Below are 21457 nucleotides of genomic sequence, written 5' to 3'. Positions count from 1 at the left end.
CAATTTCAAAAAAATAAAAGAGAGCAGAAAATCAAAAATCTAAACTCTACAATCTAAACTCTGCAATCAAAAAATGGGTATTGTCTTAAACCAGTCTTTTAAAAACACTATAATAACCTACATTGGCTTTGGAATTGGAGCCATTAATACACTCTATTTATATCCTGTTTTTTTAGGCGCAACTTTTTATGGTTTAACTAATTATGTGACGTCTTGTGCTAATGTGATTATGCCTTTATTTGCAATAGGAATGCAAAACACTCTGGTTAAATTTTATTCACAATATCAAACTGAAGAAGAAAAATCCCGTTTTTTATCCTTTACAGTTTTGTTCCCTCTGCTATTAATAATTCCACTCTTATTGATTGGGCTTGTTTTTTACGATGAGATCCTGTTCTTTTTGTCAAAAAAGAATGCGATTGTAAAAAGTTACATCTGGTTGATACCATTTATAGGGTTGTCTATGGCATATTTTGAAATTTTTTATGCTTGGCTGCGGGTAAATATGCATTCTGTTTTTGGAAACTTTGTTAAGGAAGTAGGCTTACGATTATTTTCATTATTTCTATTAATAGGTGTTTACTACAATTGGCTTAGCGTAGAAGGTTTTGTGTACGCAACAGCAATTTTGTATTTTTTGGCATTCCTGATAACCATGCTATATGCATTTAGTATTCAGAAACCAACTTTTCAGTTTACAATACCAACAAATACAAAAGACATATTAGTATATACTTTTTATATTATTTTATCTGGAAGTGTTGCCAACCTGCTTTTGGATGGTGATAAAATGATATTAAATCAATATATGCAGATTGAAAATATTGCCTTCTATTCTGTTGCTACCTATATTGCTTTGGTAATTTCAGTTCCGAGTCGGGCGATGCATCAAATTGTATATCCAATTACGGCAAAATTAATGCACGAGAACAAACATGACGAATTGAATTTACTTTATAAAAAAACCTCAATAAATTTACAAATGGTTGGAGGTTTTGTGATGCTTTGCATATTTGTAAATATTAATCAATTGTATGAATTGGTTCCAAAAGAATACAGCGGAGGTATCGCAGTTGTATTTATGATTGGTTTGTCTAAATATTTCGATTTGATTTTAGGAAACAATAACGCTATCATTTTCAATACTAAATATTACCGAATGGTATTGTATTTAGGATTAATGCTGGTAGTGTTGACTGTAGTTTTAAATATGATCTTCATCCCAATTTTTGGAATTTTCGGATCAGCTTTTGCCACTTTATTGTCTATCACATTATACAGTTTGGCTAAACTGCTTTTTGTTGTCAAGAAACTTCATTTATATCCCTTTACAAAAGAAACGCTTTCTTCAATGCTGCTGACGTTCGTATTGTTTCTTGTTTTCTATTTTTGGGAATTTCCATTTTACCAGCTTATTAGCATTGCCTTAAAATCAATTTTGGTAACAATTTTATATGTTTACCTAAATTATAAATTTAATATCTCTCCGGATATTAATAAGGTTATTGATAATATTCTAAAAAGGATCGGAATAAAAATTTAAGAATTTTTATTATTCCTATATCGCTGAATTCCTAAGTTCATTATTTAAGGGTGCAATTTTTTCATTATCCAAAACAAAAGCCACTTTTTTATATAACATCTTGAAAATGTGAAGGAAATCTTAAAAAATTCGCTCAAATTATTTTGTTTTTCAATTTATTACGATTAATTTTATGTAGATTTTTATTACATCTCTTTCATTGACAGTATGAGAAATATTTACATAAGGCCAGTAAAAGTGGTGTCTTAATGTTTTTTTTAAATTAAATAGCTATCCAAAATTATTAAATTTAAGTATCACATGCAGACAAACCCAACAAACGATTATGAAAAGCAATAAGCTAAGTCAGGAACAAAGTGTACAGGTGTTTTCCAATATGATATCGAACAAAGTTCATAATGGATTTACACTAGAAGAGAGAAATGATGAATTACTTTTTGCGGTTCTTTCTAAAGGAGGAAAAGTAGTTAACCACAGTTTAAATTTCATGATTTTTTGTTTAACCCTCGGATTATGGTCATTTGCTTGGCTATATCTAACATTCGAGGCTTCCAAACAAAAAAAGGTATTAGTTGCCATTGACGAAGATGGCTTTCCTTTTGAAGAAAAATGCTTAGTAGCATAAAATATTTCAGTCTAAAATAGTTTAGCCCTAAATCACATTCATTAAGATTGTAATTTAGGGCTAACTTTTTTTATAATAGTTCCGTTTATAATTTATCTTTTAAATAAATTCCCGTAACCGATTCTTTTATTTTAACAACATCTTCCGGCGTTCCTGTGGCTAATAAATGTCCTCCATTTTCACCGCCTTCAGGACCTAAATCAATAATCCAGTCGGCGCATTTTATTAAATCTAAATTGTGTTCAATTACAATTATCGAATGTCCTTTTTCGATTAAGGCATCAAAAGAAGCTAGTAATTTTTTAATGTCATGAAAATGCAGTCCCGTTGTAGGCTCATCAAAAACAAACAGAGCTTTATCTTTTGTTGCTCCTTTTACTAAAAATGAAGCTAACTTAATACGCTGCGCCTCACCACCCGAAAGAGTAGAAGACGATTGTCCTAATTGAACATATCCTAAACCAACATCTTGCAGAGGCTGCAATTTTTGAGTGATTTTAGACTGCTTATTTTTTTCGAAGAAAGCAATTGCATCATCAATTGTCATGGTTAGAATATCGTTGATGTTTTGATTATCAAAAGCGACTTCAAGAATCTCTTTTTTAAATCTTTTTCCGCCGCAGGTTTCACAAGGCAGCGAAACATCGGCCATAAAGACCATTTCAACGTTTATAGAACCTTCTCCTTTACAAGTTTCGCAGCGGCCTCCATCAACATTAAAAGAAAAATGTTTAGCCTGATAGCCTCTTATTTTTGATAATTTTTCTTTTGCATACAAATCACGAATATCATCATACGCTTTAATATACGTTACTGGATTTGATCTTGAACTTCTTCCAATTGGATTTTGATCTACATATTCAATATGTTTGATCTGAGAAAAAGAACCTGAAATTTCACTGAATTGTCCTGCTTTCTCGGCAGCATTCTCCAGTTTTTTCTGCATAGCAGGAAATAAAATTTTCTTAATCAGTGTACTTTTTCCACTTCCTGAAACTCCTGTTACAACCGTTAAAACGTCCAAAGGAAAAGTAACATTAATGTTTTTAAGGTTATTTTCTCTGGCACCAATAATATCAATATGATTTTTGAATTTTCGTCTTTTCTTTGGAACCGAAATTTCTAAATCGCCGTTCAAGTATTTTGAAGTAAGAGAATCGGATTTTAAAATCTCTGCATAAGTTCCCTGCGCAACCAAATTTCCTCCAAAAGTTCCAGCTTCTGGGCCAATATCAATAATCATATCGGCAGCTTTCATGATATCTTCGTCGTGTTCTACTACGATAACCGTATTTCCTAAATCACGAAGAGAAAGTAAAACCTTAATCAATCGTTCTGAATCTTTTGGGTGAAGACCAATACTTGGTTCGTCCAGAATATACATCGAACCAACCAAACTGCTTCCTAATGAAGTAGCAAGATTAATACGCTGCGATTCTCCTCCAGAAAGTGTAGCCGAATTTCGGTTTAATGTTAGGTAATCTAAACCAACTTCTGTTAAAAATGATAAACGATTATTGATTTCAACCATCAAACGTTTGGCAATTTGTTGTTCGTAAACATTCAGTTCAATATTTTTAAAGAAAGTAACCAAATGTCTAATTGGAAGATCTACTAAATCTGAAACCGTTTTCCCGTTGATTTTTACATATGAAGCTTCTTCGCGTAAACGTTTTCCACGGCAGGCGTGGCATTTTGTTTTTCCCCGGTAACGCGAAAGCATCACACGATTTTGTATTTTATAATTTTTTTCTTCAAGTTCTTTAAAGAAATCATTTAGACCCTGGAAATATTGATTTCCTTTCCAGATTAGATCTTTTTGATCTTCTGAAAGTTCAAAATAAGGTTTGTGAATTGGAAAATCGAATTTATAAGCATGTTTTACCAATTCATCTTTATACCAGCTCATACTTTCGCCGCGCCACGGGTAAATGGCACTTTGAAAAACGGATAATGAAGTATTGGGCACAACCAAATCAGTATCAATCCCGATAATATTTCCGTAACCTTCACAAACCGGACACGCTCCGTACGGATTATTAAAACTGAACAAATGTACGTTTGGTTCTAAAAATGTAATTCCGTCTAATTCGAAATTGTTAGAATAAGAAAATCTTTTTTCTGAACCCACTTCCTGAAGATAGCAAATTCCTTTTCCTTCAAAAAAAGCAGTTTGTACAGCATCAGAAAGACGATTGTAAAACTCTTCTTCCTCTTTAACCACAATACGGTCAATAATTAATAAAATGTCTTTATTATCCAGTTTATGCAGTTCTGTTGGTGTAAATTCATCTAAACGAACCATTTCGTTATCGACTAAAATACGGGCAAAACCTTGCTGTAAAAGTACTTTAAGTTTGTCTTCAAGCAAACGGCCTTCTTCTAAATGAATTGGAGCAAGCAAAAGCCAACGGCTGTCGATTTCGAGTGTTTTTACATCAGAAACAACATCTGTAACCGTATTTTTTTTGACTTCCTGTCCAGAAACCGGAGAATAGGTTCTTCCAATTCGGGCGAATAAAAGTTTAATATAATCGTAGATTTCTGTAGAAGTTCCAACAGTCGAACGAGCATTTGTTGTATTTACTTTCTGCTCAATTGCAATTGCAGGCGCAATACCTTTTATGTATTCTACTTTCGGTTTATCTAAACGTCCCAAAAACTGACGTGCGTATGATGATAAACTCTCAACATAACGGCGCTGTCCTTCGGCATATAAAGTATCAAAAGCTAAACTTGATTTCCCTGATCCAGAAAGTCCCGTAATTACTACAAGTTTGTTTCTCGGAATGGCAACATCTACATTTTTTAAGTTATGTACTTGTGCGCCTTTTATTATAATATTTTGCTTTGGGTCGAGTGTAGAAAGATCAATTTGCATAAAAAAAGTCAATTTTTACAAAAGTAATCAATTTTGAATAGAGTTTTGTTAAGGATATTGTTCCAAATCTTAACAGAATTACCATGTTTGGTTTTGATTAAAGAAGGTATTTGAACTATTGGTAATATAAGCTTATCTCATTACAATACGTTTCCCGTGGTTGAAACCACGGGCTATGTTTGATTATTTTTGAGAAATTGTTAGGAAACATTGCCAGCGGTTTCAACCGCTGGGATGCAAAGTATATTATCTCGATCTGTTTCCCGTGGTTGAAACCACAGGCTATATTTGAATATGTTTGCGGAATTGTTAGGAAACATTGCCAGCGGTTTCAACCGCTGTGACACAAGGCATATCATCACAATCGGTTTCCCGTGGTTGAAACCACGGGCTATGTTTGATTATTTTTGAGAAATTGTTAGGAAACATTGCCAGCGGTTTCAACCGCTGGAGCGTGACATATTATGATAATTGTTTTCGCGTAGCTAAAATCACGGGTTATTTGTAAAGATTTTATTTTACTAAAAATTATTGTTTCACTCTAAAATGTGCTATTTTAGAACTGTTTTAGTATTATTTAATATCCTGACCAAATTTGAAAACTAAACTAACGACCTTATTATTTTTGATGAATTTCTTGCTTTTTGCGCAGGAACTTCCGCCAATTGTTAAATATTCTTCATCTGTTTATGGAGCCGGAAATCAGAGCTGGATGATTTCGCAGGACGATGAAAATTATTTGTATTTTGCTAATAACGATGGACTTTTAGAATATAACGGAACGAGTTGGCAATTGTATCCGGGACCAAATGAAACTATTATCCGATCTGTAAAAGTGATTGGAAATAAAGTATATACAGGCAGTTATATGAATTTTGGTTATTGGACCAGAAACGAAAACGGCAAACTAAAATACACATCTCTCAGCGATAAAATTAAAAGTGAAATTTTAGATGATGAACAGTTTTGGAATATCTTAAAATACGATGAATGGATTCTGTTTCAATCCTTAAACAGAATTTATATCTATGATACTAAAAACAGAAAATTTAATATCATCGCCCCCAAAAATGGTGTTATAAAGTCATTTTCGGCAAAAAATGCTATTTATTTTCAAACTATTAAAGAAGGACTTTTTGAAATTGAAAGTGGAAGAGCAAAATTAGTTTCAGATAATGCAACTCTAAAGAAATTTACAATTGCGAATGTTTTTACGACAGATGATGGTTTGCTTATTCAAACGCAGCTGGATGGGATTTATAAACTGACAGGGAATTCTCTAACGAGAGTTGCTACAGATGTAGATGCAGAGTTAAAATCAAGTTTTGTTTACAGCAGTCAGCGTCTTCAGGATGGCAGTTTTGCTTTGGGAACGGTTTCAAACGGAGTTTTTATTTTATCAAATAGCGGAAAACTAAAATATCATCTTACGCAGAGTAAAGGTTTAAGTAATAATACGGCTTTATCACTTTTTGAAGATAAAGATCAAAATTTATGGGTTGGATTAGATAACGGAATTAACTGCATCAATATTCAATCACCGGTACACAGTTTTACAGACGATACGGGCGTTTTAGGAACCGTTTATGCATCGGCAGTTTTTAACGGAATGCTTTACATTGGAACAAATCAGGGATTGTTTTGTAAACGAACGCAGAGTAATACTGAATTCAAATTTATAAACGGAACAAAAGGGCAGGTTTGGTCACTGTTTACATATGATAATACACTTTTTTGCGGACACGATTCGGGAACTTTTATAGTTACAAATGATTCGGCAAGAAGTATATTTTCGGGTTCAGGAACCTGGAAGTTTGAACCTTCTCCAATAAATAAAAATCAATTAATTCAAGGGAATTATTACGGACTTTCGGTTTTAGAGAAAGTAAACAATCAGTGGGTTTTTAAAAACAAAATTCAGGGTTTTGATTATTCATCGCGATATTTTGAAATTACAAAGAATCTGGATGTTTACATAAGTCACGAATACAAAGGAATTTTTAGACTAAAACTCGATAAAACGCTTTTAAAAACACATGATTTTTATACCTACAAATCGCCGGAAAAAGGAATCAGCGCCAGTTTGACCACTTTTAATAATTCAATTTATTATGCCTACAAAGGCGGGATTTTCAAATTAAATCCTAAAACAAGACAGTTTGAAAAAGATACCGTATTAAGTTCGATTTTTGAAAAAGACGAATATACATCGGGTAAATTAATTGTAGATCATTCGAATAAAATCTGGTTGTTTTCTAAAAACTACATTCATTATTTTTCTGCCAGTAAATTGAGCAATCAATTAAAGCAAAATATAATTCCTATTCCTTCCTCTTTAACAAATTCGATGTTAGGATATGAAAATATTACCCAAATTTCAAAATCAACTTATTTAATTGGTACAACAGATGGTTATTATACCTTAAATATCGACGATTTAAGTTTTAAAAATTACGATGTTTTTATTACTGATATATTGATAAACAAACAAAACGAAACGTTTAAAAATGTCGGCATTCAAAGTGAAGGCAGTTTTGATTCTGATGAAAATAACATTACGCTTAATTATACCGTTCCGGAATACAATAAATACATCAACTCTGAATATCAATATTTATTAGAAGGCTTTCAGGACGACTGGAGCGAGTGGAGTACAAAGGCGACAATAAATTTTAAAAACCTTTCGCCGGGAAAATACACCTTTAGAGTCAGGGCAAAATATGCCAATACAATTTTGCAAAACACGGCTGTATATACATTTGTAGTTTTAAAACCTTGGTATTTGACCAATTTAGCTTGTTTTGTTTATTTCCTTTTGATTTTGGCAATGGCATACTTTATTAATAAAGCATATCGAAATTATTATCAAAAGCAAAAAGAAAAACTGATTGAAGAAAATAACCTTTTACTGGAGATTCAGGAACTAGAAAACGAACAGCAGTTAATGAAGCTTCGAAATGAACAGCTTTCGCAGGACGTTGATAATAAAAACCGTGAACTGGCGGTTTCGACAATGAGTTTAAATAGTAAAAACGAATTGCTGGCTTTTATTAAAGAAGATTTAAAGAAAACATCTCAAAATGACAGTTCAAATATCAAATCTGTAATTAGTACCATTAATAAAAACATTACAGAGGAAGATTCCTGGAAAATTTTTAAAGAAGCTTTTGATAGTGCCGATAAAGATTTCCTAAAAAGAATAAAACAAATGCATCCGGCCTTAACGCCAAATGATCTTCGTTTATGCGCTTACTTGAGATTGAATCTTTCATCAAAGGAAATAGCTCCCATGTTTAATATTTCAGTTCGAAGTGTTGAGATAAAAAGGTATCGTTTGCGTAAGAAAATGGATTTGCAGCACGAAATCGGTTTAGTAGAATATATTCTTGCTGTATAGGAATTCTAAAAATCGTTTAAAAAAACTATACATTACCACAACATTATGCTTTTGTTGGGAAATTGCAGTGGAAATGTTAAGAAAATTAACATTCATAAATTATAGTTATACGGCGGTTTATTTTATGATATCCTGAATTAAGACTAGATTTTTTTATGATGTATGTTTTTTGTTGAGGTTAATTTTATCGTTTTCATAAAGGGAACAGATAAATTTAACTTTCAATAAAAACTAACTAATTATGAAATCTAAATTATTACTAATTGTACTATCACTGTGTACATCATTTGCCTTTGCGCAATCTATTGATGTAACCGGAACGGTAGTAGATGGCTCAGGCTTAGCATTGCCTGGCGTTAATGTAAAAGTTAAAAGTTCGTCTCAAAGCACAACCACAGATTTTGACGGATCTTTTAAATTAACCGGAGTTCCAAAAGGATCTTCAGTTGTTTTCAGTTATATAGGCTACAGAACCCAAGAAGTTGTAGTTTCTGGAACTAAGATGGCTGTAAAAATGGCCGACGATGCAAAATCGCTTGATGAAGTCGTTGTTATTGGTTACGGCAGCCAGAAAAAAAGAGAAGTTACCGGAGCTGTGTCTGTTGTTGACAGTAAAACACTCGATGTTTTAAAACCTACTCGTATTGAACAGGCTTTACAGGGAACAATTTCTGGTGTAAACGTAACGACGCAGTCAGGAGCGCCGGGAGCGCCGCTGGATATTCGTATTCGTGGTATCGCTACAAATGGACAAAATGCACCAACTGCTATTATCGACGGTTATGTGGGAGATTTTGGACTTTTGAATCCGAATGATATAGAAACCATTACCGTTTTAAAAGATGCCCAGGCTGCTATCTACGGAACAATTGGTGCAAACGGAATCATTTTGGTAACAACCAAAATGGGTAAAAAAAATACTAAAACAAAAGTTTCATTTAACAGTTATGCAGGATTTCAGGAAACATCTAGAAAATTACCAACTCTAAACGCTACTGAATATGCACTTTTATTAAATGAAAGTTATGCAAATGGAGGACGACCGCTTCCTTATCCAAATGTTTCTGGTTTAGGATCAGGTACAGACTGGCAGAAAGAAGTTTTTCAAAAAGGAGCACCTATCATCAATAATGATTTAACGATTACCGGAGGTTCTGATAAAATCACGTATTCTATTAGTGGGTCTCACTTAGATCAGGAAGGAATTGTAGGAGGAGACAAATCTGGTTTCTTAAGAAATACAGCAAGACTTGGTTTGAGTGCTGATTTAAGCGATAAATTCAAATTGAGAACAAACGTTATTTACACTTATTTTACAAGAAGAACGTTAAACGAAAACGGATTGGGTTCTGTATTGTTTAATGCACTTAACGTTCCTGCAACATTAAAACCTTATGATGCAAATGGCCAATTTGCTTTAGTGCCAAGTACAACAGGTTTAGGTAATGAAATTATAAATCCGCTTGCGCAGATTGCCAATACTTATAATGACTACAATTATAAAAAACTGAACGGAAACTTTGGTTTAGATTATAAAATTTTCAAAGGATTTACACTTTCAAGTTCAATAGGTTTTAATACTTCAAACAGCGAATCAAAAACTTTTGCAAAACAAATCAGTTATGGCGGAAAAGTATTTGACGTTCAAAGAAGTTCTGTAACTCAGGGAGCTGTAAATGATAACAACTATTCATTTGACCTTTTTGGTAATTACACTACACAAATTGGAGAATCTCACAATATTACAGGAACAATTGGTACTACTATTTTTAAAGAATGGGGTAACGGACTCACTGCAACTGGTTTTGATGTACCAAATAACTCTTGGGAATTTGCAGATATTTCTTTAACAAAAGGAGTTTCAGAAACGTTGACAAACAGCTCATATGTTTACGATCAAAGAAGATTGTCTTATTTTGGAAGACTGCAGTATGATTACAAAAAGAAATATTTATTGTCTGGGATGATCCGTCGTGATTCTTCTACCAAATTTGGGCCAGGAAATAAAGTAGGATACTTTCCATCAGTTACAGGTGGTTGGGTAATTTCTGAAGAAGAATTCTTCGGACAGCCAAAAGCAATTAGTTTTATAAAGTTAAGAGCTAGTTACGGAACGTTAGGAAATGACCAAATCCCGAATTATGGTTATTTAGGACTTTTAAATGGAGAAGCAACGTATGTTTTTGATGGTTCTTTAGTTAATGGAACGGCAGGAGGACAAGTTCCAAACCCGGATTTGAAATGGGAAGAAGCAGAAAAATTTGATGTTGGTTTAGATTTAAAAGTTTTAAATGATAAAGTTTTCATCGTTGCCGATTATTTCATCGATACCAGAAAAGATTTATTGATTCAAAATATTCCGGTTTCAGGAATTACAGGTACGGGTGCGCCGGGCGCAAGTGCTCCAACTTTAAATGCAGGATCTGTTAGAAATAAAGGTTTTGAATTTGCGATCGACTATAAAGACAAATTTTCAGATTCATTTTCATTTAGTGTAGGTTACAATGTTACTTTCCTTAAAAACGAAGTTCTGGAAGTAAACAACGGAACAGGATTTATTGAAAATGGTAATTTTGGAGTAGGACAGCCGCTGGCTGCTCGTATGGAAATAGGAAAACCATTAGGATATTTTTACGGATATAAAACAGATGGAATTTTCCAAAATCAAGCCGAAGTGGATGCTCATCCATCACAATTGGCTTTAGGAGCAAATGCTGCACCTGGAGATCTTCGTTATGTTGATGTAAATGGAGACGGTGTAATTGATACAAAAGATAAAACTAACATTGGAGACCCAATTCCGGATGCAACAATGGGATTCAATCTTCAATTAAACTATAAAAACTTAGATTTTGCAGTTTTTACTTTTGCTTCAATTGGAAACGATATGATTCGTAACTACGAAAGAACACTTTCTGATGCTAATCGTTTAAATTATGTTTTAGACAGATGGACAGGCGAAGGTTCTACAAACTCTACACCAAGAGTTACAACCGGTGCAACATCAAACAATGTACTTTCCAGCTATTTTGTTGAAGATGCTTCATACTTCAGAATTCAGAATGTTCAGTTAGGATATTCTCTTAATCCAAGTGTTGCTCAAAAAGCAGGAATCACAAAATTAAGACTTTATGCAGGAGTAAATAACCTATACACCTTTACTAAATACAAAGGTTTTGATCCGGGAGCTTCAAGTGGCGCACCAATTGGCGGAGGAATCGATTACGGATTCTACCCAATTCCAAGAACCTATTTAATGGGGCTAAACATTAATTTTTAATTTCAATTAAAATGAAAAAATATTTCTTTACAACCGTTATAACTCTTGCTCTGTTTTCGACCATAAGTATTTCATGTTCGGATGAGTTTGTAGATCCTAAACCAGAATATTCTATCGATTCTGAAAACTATTTTAATTCAAAAGCAGATTACGATCAGGCTTTGATTGCAGCTTACGATTTGCTTCAGGCTTCTTATGTAAATGTATTATTAGGAGAAATTGCTTCAGATAATACTTTATGTGGAGGAGAAAGCCCTACAGACGTTATTGGGTTTCAGCAAATTGATGATATGATCCAAACGCCGGTAAACAGCAATTTAAGAGATATCTGGAACTGGATGTTTGCAGGAGTTCAAAGAGCCAATTATATTCTTGAATTTCAAGATAAAACAGATTTTCCAGAGAAAACTCAAGTTATTGCCGAAGCGCGTTTTCTTAGAGCATATTACCAGTTTGAATTAGTAAAATGGTTTGGTGGCATACCAATGAAAGGCGATGCGAGATTTAAAATTGGAGATGAAAAAACGATACCGCGTTCATCAGTTCAGGAAGTGTATGCTTCAATTGAAGCTGATTTAATTTTCGCATCGGCTAATTTAGCACCAAATGCATCTCAAAAAGGCCGTGCAACTAAAACTGCTGCTCAGGCATTATTGGGAAAAGCATACTTATATCAAAATAAATTTACACAGGCAGCAACGGTACTAGAATCTGTAATTACTTCAGGAAAATATTCTTTAGTAACAGATTATAATTCAATATTTGAAATGGACGGAGAAAACGGAGCAGAATCTGTTTTTGAAGTACAATACACAGATACTGAAGGTGCCGGATTTGGATGTTTACAATGTAGTGAAGGTAACGTAGCGGTAGGTTTTAGCGGCGTTAGAAATTTTTCAGGACCTCTTTTCTCTTCAGGATTTAGTTTTAATGTACCAACTCAGGAAGGTGCAGATGCTTTTGAAGTAGGAGACAGACGTAAAGATGTAGCTATTTTAGACATCGCTGCTTTTGCTGCTGCAAATGCTAATTATGATAATGGAAAAGGAGTTAGCTACGGAAAAGGAAATGAAGACACAGGTTTCTTCAATAGAAAATATATTCCAAGAAAAAGAAGTTCAAATGCACAGGGAGATTTGAATTTAACAAATCCAAATAATTATAGATCAATTCGTTATGCAGACGTTCTTTTAATGGCTGCAGAAGCTTACAACAGAGGCGCAATTGATGACGGAAAAGCAAGAACATATTTAAACCTTGTTAGAGCCCGTGCTTTTGGAGATAATAACCATAATGTAACGGCTTCTGGAGCTGCCCTTACAGATTTTATCTGGGCAGAAAGAAGAGTAGAACTTTTTGGAGAAGGACATCGTTTCTTTGATTTAGTAAGAACTGGTAAAGCTGTTGGAACAATCCCTGGATTTTCGGCAAACAAAAACGAACTATTTCCACTTCCAATAGAAGAAATTCAATTCGCAAACGGTAACTGGTCGCAAAATCCTGGATATTAAAAAAATACTATTATGAAAAAATTACATTATATATTAAGTCTTGTCGTTTTAGCGCTATTCTTTAGCTGTTCAAGCGATGACAGCAATATTGATTTAGAAGGTGTTAGCGCACCCGAAAACATATCTGCTCTGACCACTGTAACTCAGGATAACTCCGGTAAAGTAACTTTTTTACCAAAAGGAGAAGGAGTAACACAATACAAAATAAATTACGGAGACGGATCGCCAGAATCTGATTATTTTCCTTCTGGAGGAACCGTAACACACGTTTATAAAGAAGGAACTTACCAAAGCAAAATTATTGCAATGGGAATTACAGGAAAAAAAACCGAAGTAACACAAGAGGTTTTAGTTTCGTTTAAAGCTCCGGAAAATTTAGTAGTGGTAATAACAAATGATTTATCGGTTTCTAAAAAAGTAACCGTAAAAGCAACAGCAGATTTTGCATTGTTTTACGATGTTTATTTTGGAGAAGCAGGAAAACCAGATCCGCTTACAGCAAATAACGGAGAATCAGTTTCGTATACATATCAGCAAGCTGGAGTTTACACAATTCGTGTGGTTTCAAAAAGTGCTGCAATTAAAACAACTGAAAAATCTCAGGAGTTTGAAGCAAAATTAGTTCTTAACCCAACAACTTCGGCACCAACGCCTCCAAACAGAGCAGCCGGAAATGTAATTTCTATTTACGGTTCTAAATACACTAATGTTGCCGGAACAAACTATTTCCCAGATTGGGGACAAGCAGGACAAGGAAGCAGCTGGGCAGAATTTGATTTGAATGGCGACAAAATGTTGAACTATATCAAATTAAGCTACCAGGGAATTGCTTTAGCAGATAATGTTACAGTTGACGTTTCGGGCATGGATTACATTCACATGGATGTTTGGACAGCAGATTTACAAAAAATCGAAACTTCATTAATTAGTAAAACAAATGGAGAAAAACCAGTTGTAAAAGACCTTACAGCAAATCAATGGACAAGTATTGATATTCCAATCTCGGCATTTACAAGTCAGGGATTAACGGTAGCAGATATTTTCCAATTGAAATTTGTAGGAACTCCTTGGGCTGGAGGCACTGTATTTATTGATAATATTTATTTCTATAAAGACGTTGAAACATTAAGTACAGCAGCACCAACCCCAACTGTACCGGCAGCAAATGTTATTTCATTATTTAGTGATGTGTATACAAATATTGCAGTTCAAACCTGGCGTACAGATTGGTCAGCAGCAATATTAGAAGAAACAGCTGTTGCAGGAAATGCAGTTAAAAAATACTCAGATTTAAATTTTGTGGGTATTGAGCCAGTTGCAACAATTGATGCGACTGCAATGACACATTTTCATGTAGATGTTTGGTCTTCAGATTATACAGAATTCAGAATTAAATTAGTTGATTTTGGAGCCAATGGAGTTTACAATGGAGGAGGAGATGATAAAGAACACGAACTTAAATTTACCGCTCCGGCACAAGGACAATGGGTGAGTCTGGATATCCCTTTAAGTGATTTTACAGGATTAACAACCAGAGCTCATATTGCACAGCTTATTTATTCAGGAAACCCAAGCGGAAGTCATACCATTTATATTGATAACGTTTATTTCCATAAATAAGAGCAGATTTTATCAACGAAATTAAAATGAGTTTACATTTTATAAAAAATAACAAAATGAAAAAATATAATAAATACTTCGTATTACTTTTTGCTCTGCTGTTAGCAATAAGTTGTCAAAAAGACGATTATGCTTTTGGCGATTTAGCGGCGCCCTCTAATATTCAGGTAACAGCTGAAATTATAGGAAAAACTGCTGATGCTCCAAACGGAGACGGATCAGGAACGGTAAAATTGACTGCAAAAGCAGATAATGCCGTTTCATTTAAATATGTTTTTAGCGATGGCACATCCGAAAATTCGCCAAGCGGTATTTTTACAAAACGTTTCACAAAAACAGGCGTAAATACCTACACAATTACTGTGATTGCAAACGGAAGAGGCGGTATAGCATCAAACATAACACTTGAGGTTACGGTATTAAGTAACTTTAGCGATGACGAAGCTGTAACATTCTTAACCGGCGGTACATCTAAAAAATGGTATTGGTCAGCTTCAGAAGCTGGACATTTAGGAGTTGGTCAAAACGATGCCGATGCAACTAAAAACTATTATGCAAATTACTATATGGCAGGACCGTTTGAAAAAGCAGGTTCACCAACAAGCAGCTGTTTATACGAAAACGAATTGACTTTCTCAAAAGACGGAGATCAATTGAAATTTGAATTAAATAACGGCGGAGCAACATTCTTTAACGCAGCTTTTGCAAGCGTAGGAGGAGGAAGTGGACCAGATGATGCTTGTTTAACTTATAATACAAGCGGTGTTAAAACAGTTTCATTAAGTCCGTCAGAATCTGTTGTGACTAAAAATCCAAACCATGCAACACAAACAAGAGGAACAATGTTGAACTTCTCTGATGGTGGATTTATGGGTTACTATATTGGTCAAAGTTCTTATGAAATCTTGTCAATCACAGCAAACAGAATGGTTGTTAGAGCCGTAATGGGAGGAAACCCTGCATTAGCATGGTATCATATTTTTACGACTACAAAACCAACTCAAAACCCAACAACAGATTATACAAATCTGGTTTGGTCAGATGAGTTTAATACAGATGGAGCTCCAGATGCAGCAAAATGGAATTATGATTTAGGAAGAGGAGATAACGGCTGGGGAAATAATGAAAAACAAAATTATACAAACGCAGCAACAAACGTAAAAGTACAAGGAGGTAATCTGGTTATTACAGCTAAAAAAGAAGCTTCTGGCGGTGCAGATTATTCATCGGCAAGATTAAAAACCGACGCTAAATTTGCTTTTACATACGGAAAAGTTGAGGTTAAAGCGAAACTACCAAGCGGTGCAGGAACATGGCCTGCAATCTGGATGCTTGGACAAAATTATGCTTCTAGTCCTTGGCCGGCCTGCGGAGAAATAGATATTATGGAGCATGTGGGTAATAATCAAAATGTGATCCTTAGTACACTTCATTATCCTGGACATTCAGGCGGAAATGGGGTTACAAGTTCTAAAACATACGCTAACGTTTCAACAGAATTTCATGTTTATAAAGTAATCTGGAGCCCTGCATCAGTAAAAACTTATGTAGACGACGATTTACTTCATTCAGTTCCAAACGATGGTTCATTACCTTTTAACAGCGACTTTTTCTTGATTTTAAATGTAGCAATGGGAGGTAATCTAGGCGGTAATATTGATGGTGCTTTCACTCAGTCTTCTATGGAGATTGATTACGTGAGAATTTATCAATAGAATATAAGTTAATTAATTAGTAATTAGGAGAAGGTCAGTTTCGGCTGGCCTTCTTAATTTTAAAATTATGCTATGAATAAAATAGTTTTACTATTGTTAATCTGCAGCTTTTCGTATGCGCAGGAAACAAAGAGGAAATTGGTCTGGGAAGAAAATTTCAATACTAAAAAATTAAATGAAAAAGTCTGGAATTTTGAACTCGGCGACGGCTGTCCAAATTTGTGCGGTTACGGAAACAATGAAAGACAAATTTATACTAAAACGAACCACGAATTCAAAGATGGAAATTTAGTTATAGAAGCCAGAAAAGAAGGTGAAAAATATACTTCGACAAAAATTACAACCAAAGGAAAAAAACAGTTTAAATACGGCCGAATCGAAGCTAGGGCAAAACTACCTATCGGACACGGTTTATGGCCGGCTTTCTGGATGTTAGGCGCTAATATTGATGAAGTTAAATGGCCAAAAACAGGAGAAATTGATATTTTAGAATATATAGGAAGAGATCCGCACATGGTTTATACAACCCTCCATACGCAAGACAGCCACGGAAACACTATCAACACCAAAAGAACCGAATTTCCAAATATTGAAGAAGGTTATCACGTATATGCAATTGAATGGGATAAAGATAAAATCGAATTTTTTGTTGATTCGACTTTAGTGTATACCTTCAATCCCGTAGTTAAAAATGAAGATACATGGCCCTTTGATAAACCATTTTATATTATCGTAAATTTAGCCATTGGAGGTAATTTTGGGGGGCCTGAAGTAGATGATTCTGTTCTTCCTCAAAAATATTACGTCGATTACGTACGTGTTTATCAATAAAAAAATATAGAATTAAATAGCAGCCAAAAAGCAGGTGTAAATAGCTTAAATATTTAGTTGTAAGTTATTTACATTTGTTTTTTAAATCATTTTTAACAGCGTTTTTTTAACTTTTTTTATCAAAAACGGCCTCTGCAGCAAAAAACTTAACGATTTAATGTTAATTATTATTGTTTTTGTTTGCTTTTTAAAATAAATATTTGTTAAATTTGGTCACAATAATTAACATAACTCAAAAAAGATCACGCCTATAAAATAAAATTACTTTTTAGAAAAATTACTCCAAATTATTAAAACTAAAAAAGTAGTATTATGGCTGATCTGCAAATTCCAGACGCTCTATTAGTGAAAAATTATGTTGAAGGCAGTGAAGCTGCTCTTGCAACATTAATAAAAAGGCACGAATCTAAAATATATGGATTTATATATTCTAAGATTGCTGATAGAGATATTTCAAATGATATTTTTCAAGATACTTTTATTAAAGTAATCAAAACTTTAAAAAGTAATTCCTATAACGAAGAAGGTAAATTTCTTCCTTGGGTAATGCGTATTTCACACAACTTAATTGTGGATCACTTTCGCAAAACCAAAAAAATGCCAATGTACAGAGAAACCGAAGAGTTTTCAATCTTCTCCATCATGTCTGACGATTCATTAAACATCGAAAGCAGAATGATCGTAGATCAGGTTGAGGTTGACTTAAAAAGGTTAATCGAAGAACTTCCTGAAGATCAGAAAGAAGTGTTGGTTATGAGAATGTATCAAGATATGAGTTTCAAAGAAATATCAGAATTAACAGATGTAAGCATCAATACAGCATTGGGAAGAATGCGTTATGCGCTTATGAATTTGAGAAAAATAATTGACAAACATCAAATTATTTTAACCAACTAATACTATTTTGAATATTAGCCCGTTATACTATTATAAAACATTTACATAGTATGGCGAAAATTTACTCAAAAAAAGCGTTAGCTTCTAAAGATTTGAAACCTAAAAAAGAAGTAATTTCTTTTTTACTAAGTTATTCACAAGCCTTAACAGTTGTGAAAATTGAAGATAAAAATTTTGAGATTATAGCTAATTAAACAGCCCGCTGCTTTAGTCGGATGTTTATTTCGAAAGAAAAACCAGATGGTCGTTTTGGTTGAAAGCTCACTATTTGTATGCAAATACAGGTAGTGAGTTTTTTTTATGGCCTTAAATCTAAATTTTACTCAGTTGAGATACATTCTGATGTGTTTTTTTTCACTTTTGACTTTACAATCACTTATTATATTTCTTCGTTTTCACTTAAATTATTTTGAAATGTAATTTGGGTTTAAAATTATGTTTTTGTTAAAATTTAATATTTTTAGTCAAAATATTTCTTTATTCAATAATTAATTTTATTTTAGTTAAAAAATAACTATTATTTCATAAAAACATAAGAATTTTTCGTATTAAAACATTTCAATCACCCTAATTTGTCCAACCAATAACCAAAAACCTATGAAGAAAAACTACACTACCTTATTTCGTTTTGTTTGTTATACCCCTTAGTCATTTACTAAGAAGTTTGATTTTTTGAGAAATTAAATTTAGAGACTTAAGGTAATCAATTTTAATCTCTAAATCTTAACTTTTCATTTAAACGCAGGCTGAAGTGCTAAACTATCATCTTTGCGGCAAAATTCATTCAAAAAACCTAAATCTATTTTTAACAACCAAAAACCAACCGAAATATGAAAACGAACCTAAAGATGTTATCAATGCTGCTATTGATAAATGTCGCAGCATTTGCTCAAAATGATCAAATAAAAGAAGCGCAGTCTTTATACGATAAAGGAAAAAGCGAGGAAGCATTGGCGATTTTAAACAAAACAGAATATCTTATTCTAAATGCATCAGATGAAGTTAAATCAGATTATTATTTTTTAAAAGGAAATGTATATAAAGATTTAGCAGGAAAAAATATAGATGCAGCTAATAATTTTACGTTGGCCTCACAAGCTTATCAGGATGTCTTTTTGTACGAAAACGAATCAGGAAAGTTTAAATTTACAGTTAAAGCAAATGCAGCTTTAAAAGCTATGAAATCTACTCTTGTTAATGGTGCAATGACCGATTTTAATGCTGGAAAATTCAAAGAGAGTGCAGAGAAAAGTTATAAAGTTTATTTGTTTGATAAAAAAGATACATTGAACTTATATAACGCTGCGGCATCTTCTATAAATGGCAAGGATTACGAGTCGGCAGTAAAATATTATGAAATCTTAAAGAAGATAAATTTTTCCGGAAAGAGAATGATGTATTATGCTACAAACAAGAAAACAAAAGAAGAAGATTTTTTTGTTTCTACAAAAGCTAGAGAATCAGCTATAGAACAAGGATTTTATGAAAAACCAAGAAATGAGTTAGTTCCTTCAAAAAAAATAGAGGTTAATAATAATTTAGCTTACGCTTATTTGGAGAAAAGAGATTATCCTAAAGCCGAAGCAGTTTATAATTATGTCTTAGAACTTAATCCTAATTACCTGGATGCCTATATAAATATGGCGTATTTAAAACTACAAGTCAAAAAAGATTTAGCTGATGAAATAGCTTCTTTAGGAACTTCACCAGCTGAAATGCAAAAATATGATAAGTTAAACGCTAAAAAAGATGATATTGCCCGCAGCGCAATTCCGTATCTAAAGCAAGCACTTATTATCGAGCCAAAAAATCCAGAAGCTACAAAAACACTTTTAGGAGTATATCGATCACTTGATATGACAAATGAATATAATGCTTTAAAAAGCAGTATGTAAAATAAAAAAGAAGCTGCTAAACTTTCTTTTTAGCAGCTTCTTCTATAATAGATTTTTTACCAATAGTTCTCGTAATAATGTCTTTCTCTAAACTCCAGCCACGAGCAGGAGAATATTCACGTCCGTACCAAATAATCTGTAAATGCAGATCGTTCCATGTGTCTCTCGGAAATAATCTTTTAGCATCCTTTTCAGTCTGAACAACATTTTTCCCATTCGAAAGATTCCATCTGTACATCAGTCTGTGAATATGCGTATCAACCGGAAAAGCCGGAACCCCAAAAGCCTGAGACATAACAACACTTGCCGTTTTATGACCAACAGCAGGTAAAGATTCAAGAGCTTCAAAACTCTGCGGAACTTCACCGTTATATTTTTCGATTAAAATTTCAGATAAACCATGAATTCCCTTAGATTTCATTGGAGATAAACCACACGGACGAATAATTTCCTTAATTTCTTCCACAGACATCTTCACCATATCATACGGGTTATCTGCTTTTGCAAATAATAAAGGCGTAATCTGATTCACTCGGACATCTGTACATTGTGCCGAAAGTAAAACAGCAATTAATAAAGTATATGGGTCTTTGTGATCAAGCGGGACAGGTATAGTAGGGTAGAGTTCTTTTAACGTATTTATAACAAATTGTACGCGAGCTTCTTTATTCATTTCTGTAATTTTAAAGTGTAAAAATAGCGATTTATAACTTATAAGCTATCTTTGTTTTAAATCTAAATCAACAATCTGAAATCTAAAATAAAAAGATATGACAACATTAAAAGCCGGAGATAAAGCACCAAACTTTTCAGGAACAGATCAGGACGGAAAAACACATAAACTGGCAGATTATGCCGGAAAAAAATTAGTAGTTTTCTTTTATCCAAAAGCAAGCACGCCGGGCTGTACAGCCGAAGCTTGTGATTTAAGAGACAATTTTCATCGTTTCCAAGCTAATAATTACGAACTTCTTGGCGTAAGTGCTGATAGTCAAAAGGCGCAAACCAAATTCAAAGAAAAATACGAATTACCATTTCCATTATTAGCCGATGAAGACAAATCAGTAATAAATGCTTTTGGTGTTTGGGGACCAAAAAAGTTCATGGGAAGAGAATACGACGGAATCCACAGAACAACTTTCGTAATCAACGAAAAAGGAATTATCGAAGAAGTAATCGAAAATGTAAAAACAAAAGAACACACAGCACAGATTTTGAAGTAAAATTTTGTTTCAGGTTTGAGGTTTCAAGTTTCATGTTGT

At 33.5% G+C, this 21457-nt stretch carries 14 protein-coding genes; 12 read left to right on the top strand and 2 right to left on the bottom strand.

Features of this window, described 5'->3' with window-relative positions; translation table 11 throughout:
• Positions 1-73: 73 nt before the first annotated feature.
• Positions 74-1543 (top strand): oligosaccharide flippase family protein, encoded by a 1470-nt coding sequence (locus BUE10_RS04420; protein WP_073482647.1) that lies wholly within the window; start codon positions 74-76, stop codon positions 1541-1543.
• Between the two features lie 325 nt (positions 1544-1868).
• Positions 1869-2168, top strand: coding sequence for a hypothetical protein (locus BUE10_RS04415; protein WP_044047707.1), 300 nt, complete (start codon positions 1869-1871; stop codon positions 2166-2168).
• Between the two features lie 85 nt (positions 2169-2253).
• Here BUE10_RS04415 and uvrA read toward each other — a convergent pair whose 3' ends face one another.
• Positions 2254-5049 (bottom strand): excinuclease ABC subunit UvrA, encoded by a 2796-nt coding sequence (gene uvrA / locus BUE10_RS04410; RefSeq protein WP_073482645.1) that lies wholly within the window; start codon positions 5047-5049, stop codon positions 2254-2256.
• A gap of 595 nt (positions 5050-5644) precedes the next feature.
• Here uvrA and BUE10_RS04405 point away from each other — a divergent pair.
• The 9 genes from BUE10_RS04405 to BUE10_RS04370 all read left to right on the top strand — a co-directional run bounded on the left by BUE10_RS04405 (position 5645) and on the right by BUE10_RS04370 (position 20195).
• Positions 5645-8446 carry a triple tyrosine motif-containing protein gene (locus tag BUE10_RS04405; protein WP_304456937.1) on the top strand — a complete coding sequence of 934 codons (2802 nt, stop codon included), beginning with the start codon at positions 5645-5647 and terminating at the stop codon, positions 8444-8446.
• Between the two features lie 241 nt (positions 8447-8687).
• Positions 8688-11726, top strand: coding sequence for a SusC/RagA family TonB-linked outer membrane protein (locus BUE10_RS04400; RefSeq protein ID WP_073482641.1), 3039 nt, complete (start codon positions 8688-8690; stop codon positions 11724-11726).
• Between the two features lie 11 nt (positions 11727-11737).
• The gene (locus BUE10_RS04395; RefSeq protein ID WP_073482639.1) at positions 11738-13237 is read left to right on the top strand and encodes a RagB/SusD family nutrient uptake outer membrane protein; all 1500 of its coding nucleotides are present in this window, start codon (positions 11738-11740) and stop codon (positions 13235-13237) included.
• 12 nt (positions 13238-13249) lie between these two features.
• Positions 13250-14857: a hypothetical protein gene (locus tag BUE10_RS04390; protein WP_234984705.1), complete on the top strand. Its 1608-nt coding sequence runs from the start codon at positions 13250-13252 to the stop codon at positions 14855-14857.
• 56 nt (positions 14858-14913) lie between these two features.
• Positions 14914-16572: a glycoside hydrolase family 16 protein gene (locus BUE10_RS04385; RefSeq protein ID WP_073482636.1), complete on the top strand. Its 1659-nt coding sequence runs from the start codon at positions 14914-14916 to the stop codon at positions 16570-16572.
• A gap of 72 nt (positions 16573-16644) precedes the next feature.
• Positions 16645-17403, top strand: a complete 759-nt coding sequence (locus BUE10_RS04380) for a glycoside hydrolase family 16 protein (protein ID WP_073482634.1) — start codon at positions 16645-16647, stop codon at positions 17401-17403.
• A gap of 312 nt (positions 17404-17715) precedes the next feature.
• Positions 17716-18300 carry an RNA polymerase sigma factor gene (locus tag BUE10_RS04375; RefSeq protein ID WP_073482632.1) on the top strand — a complete coding sequence of 195 codons (585 nt, stop codon included), beginning with the start codon at positions 17716-17718 and terminating at the stop codon, positions 18298-18300.
• Positions 18301-18350: 50 nt separating this feature from the next.
• Positions 18351-18494 carry a hypothetical protein gene (locus BUE10_RS24085; RefSeq protein WP_165590706.1) on the top strand — a complete coding sequence of 48 codons (144 nt, stop codon included), beginning with the start codon at positions 18351-18353 and terminating at the stop codon, positions 18492-18494.
• A 636-nt stretch (positions 18495-19130) separates the two neighbouring features.
• Positions 19131-20195, top strand: a complete 1065-nt coding sequence (locus BUE10_RS04370) for a tetratricopeptide repeat protein (protein ID WP_073482630.1) — start codon at positions 19131-19133, stop codon at positions 20193-20195.
• A 16-nt stretch (positions 20196-20211) separates the two neighbouring features.
• Here BUE10_RS04370 and BUE10_RS04365 read toward each other — a convergent pair whose 3' ends face one another.
• Positions 20212-20868, bottom strand: a complete 657-nt coding sequence (locus BUE10_RS04365; protein WP_056206362.1) for an endonuclease III domain-containing protein — start codon at positions 20866-20868, stop codon at positions 20212-20214.
• Between the two features lie 97 nt (positions 20869-20965).
• Here BUE10_RS04365 and bcp point away from each other — a divergent pair, with 97 nt between their 5' ends.
• Positions 20966-21418 carry a thioredoxin-dependent thiol peroxidase gene (bcp, locus tag BUE10_RS04360; RefSeq protein ID WP_073482628.1) on the top strand — a complete coding sequence of 151 codons (453 nt, stop codon included), beginning with the start codon at positions 20966-20968 and terminating at the stop codon, positions 21416-21418.
• The last annotated feature ends 39 nt before the right edge of the window (positions 21419-21457 follow it).

The sequence above is a fragment of the Flavobacterium sp. CF108 genome, assembly GCF_900129795.1.
Taxonomy (GTDB): domain Bacteria; phylum Bacteroidota; class Bacteroidia; order Flavobacteriales; family Flavobacteriaceae; genus Flavobacterium.
This window is presented reverse-complemented; position numbering and strand designations above follow the sequence as displayed.

Excerpts from the sequence above, each read along its gene's own strand:
- BUE10_RS04420 (WP_073482647.1), top strand. The coding sequence starts at position 74 with ATGGGTATTGTCTTAAACCAGTCTTTTAAAAACACTATAATAACCTAC.
- BUE10_RS04415 (WP_044047707.1), top strand. The coding sequence starts at position 1,869 with ATGAAAAGCAATAAGCTAAGTCAGGAACAAAGTGTACAGGTGTTTTCC.
- uvrA (WP_073482645.1), bottom strand. The coding sequence starts at position 5,049 with ATGCAAATTGATCTTTCTACACTCGACCCAAAGCAAAATATTATAATA.
- BUE10_RS04400 (WP_073482641.1), top strand. The coding sequence starts at position 8,688 with ATGAAATCTAAATTATTACTAATTGTACTATCACTGTGTACATCATTT.
- BUE10_RS04395 (WP_073482639.1), top strand. The coding sequence starts at position 11,738 with ATGAAAAAATATTTCTTTACAACCGTTATAACTCTTGCTCTGTTTTCG.
- BUE10_RS04390 (WP_234984705.1), top strand. The coding sequence starts at position 13,250 with ATGAAAAAATTACATTATATATTAAGTCTTGTCGTTTTAGCGCTATTC.
- BUE10_RS04385 (WP_073482636.1), top strand. The coding sequence starts at position 14,914 with ATGAAAAAATATAATAAATACTTCGTATTACTTTTTGCTCTGCTGTTA.
- BUE10_RS04380 (WP_073482634.1), top strand. The coding sequence starts at position 16,645 with ATGAATAAAATAGTTTTACTATTGTTAATCTGCAGCTTTTCGTATGCG.
- BUE10_RS04375 (WP_073482632.1), top strand. The coding sequence starts at position 17,716 with ATGGCTGATCTGCAAATTCCAGACGCTCTATTAGTGAAAAATTATGTT.
- BUE10_RS24085 (WP_165590706.1), top strand. The coding sequence starts at position 18,351 with ATGGCGAAAATTTACTCAAAAAAAGCGTTAGCTTCTAAAGATTTGAAA.
- BUE10_RS04370 (WP_073482630.1), top strand. The coding sequence starts at position 19,131 with ATGAAAACGAACCTAAAGATGTTATCAATGCTGCTATTGATAAATGTC.
- BUE10_RS04365 (WP_056206362.1), bottom strand. The coding sequence starts at position 20,868 with ATGAATAAAGAAGCTCGCGTACAATTTGTTATAAATACGTTAAAAGAA.
- bcp (WP_073482628.1), top strand. The coding sequence starts at position 20,966 with ATGACAACATTAAAAGCCGGAGATAAAGCACCAAACTTTTCAGGAACA.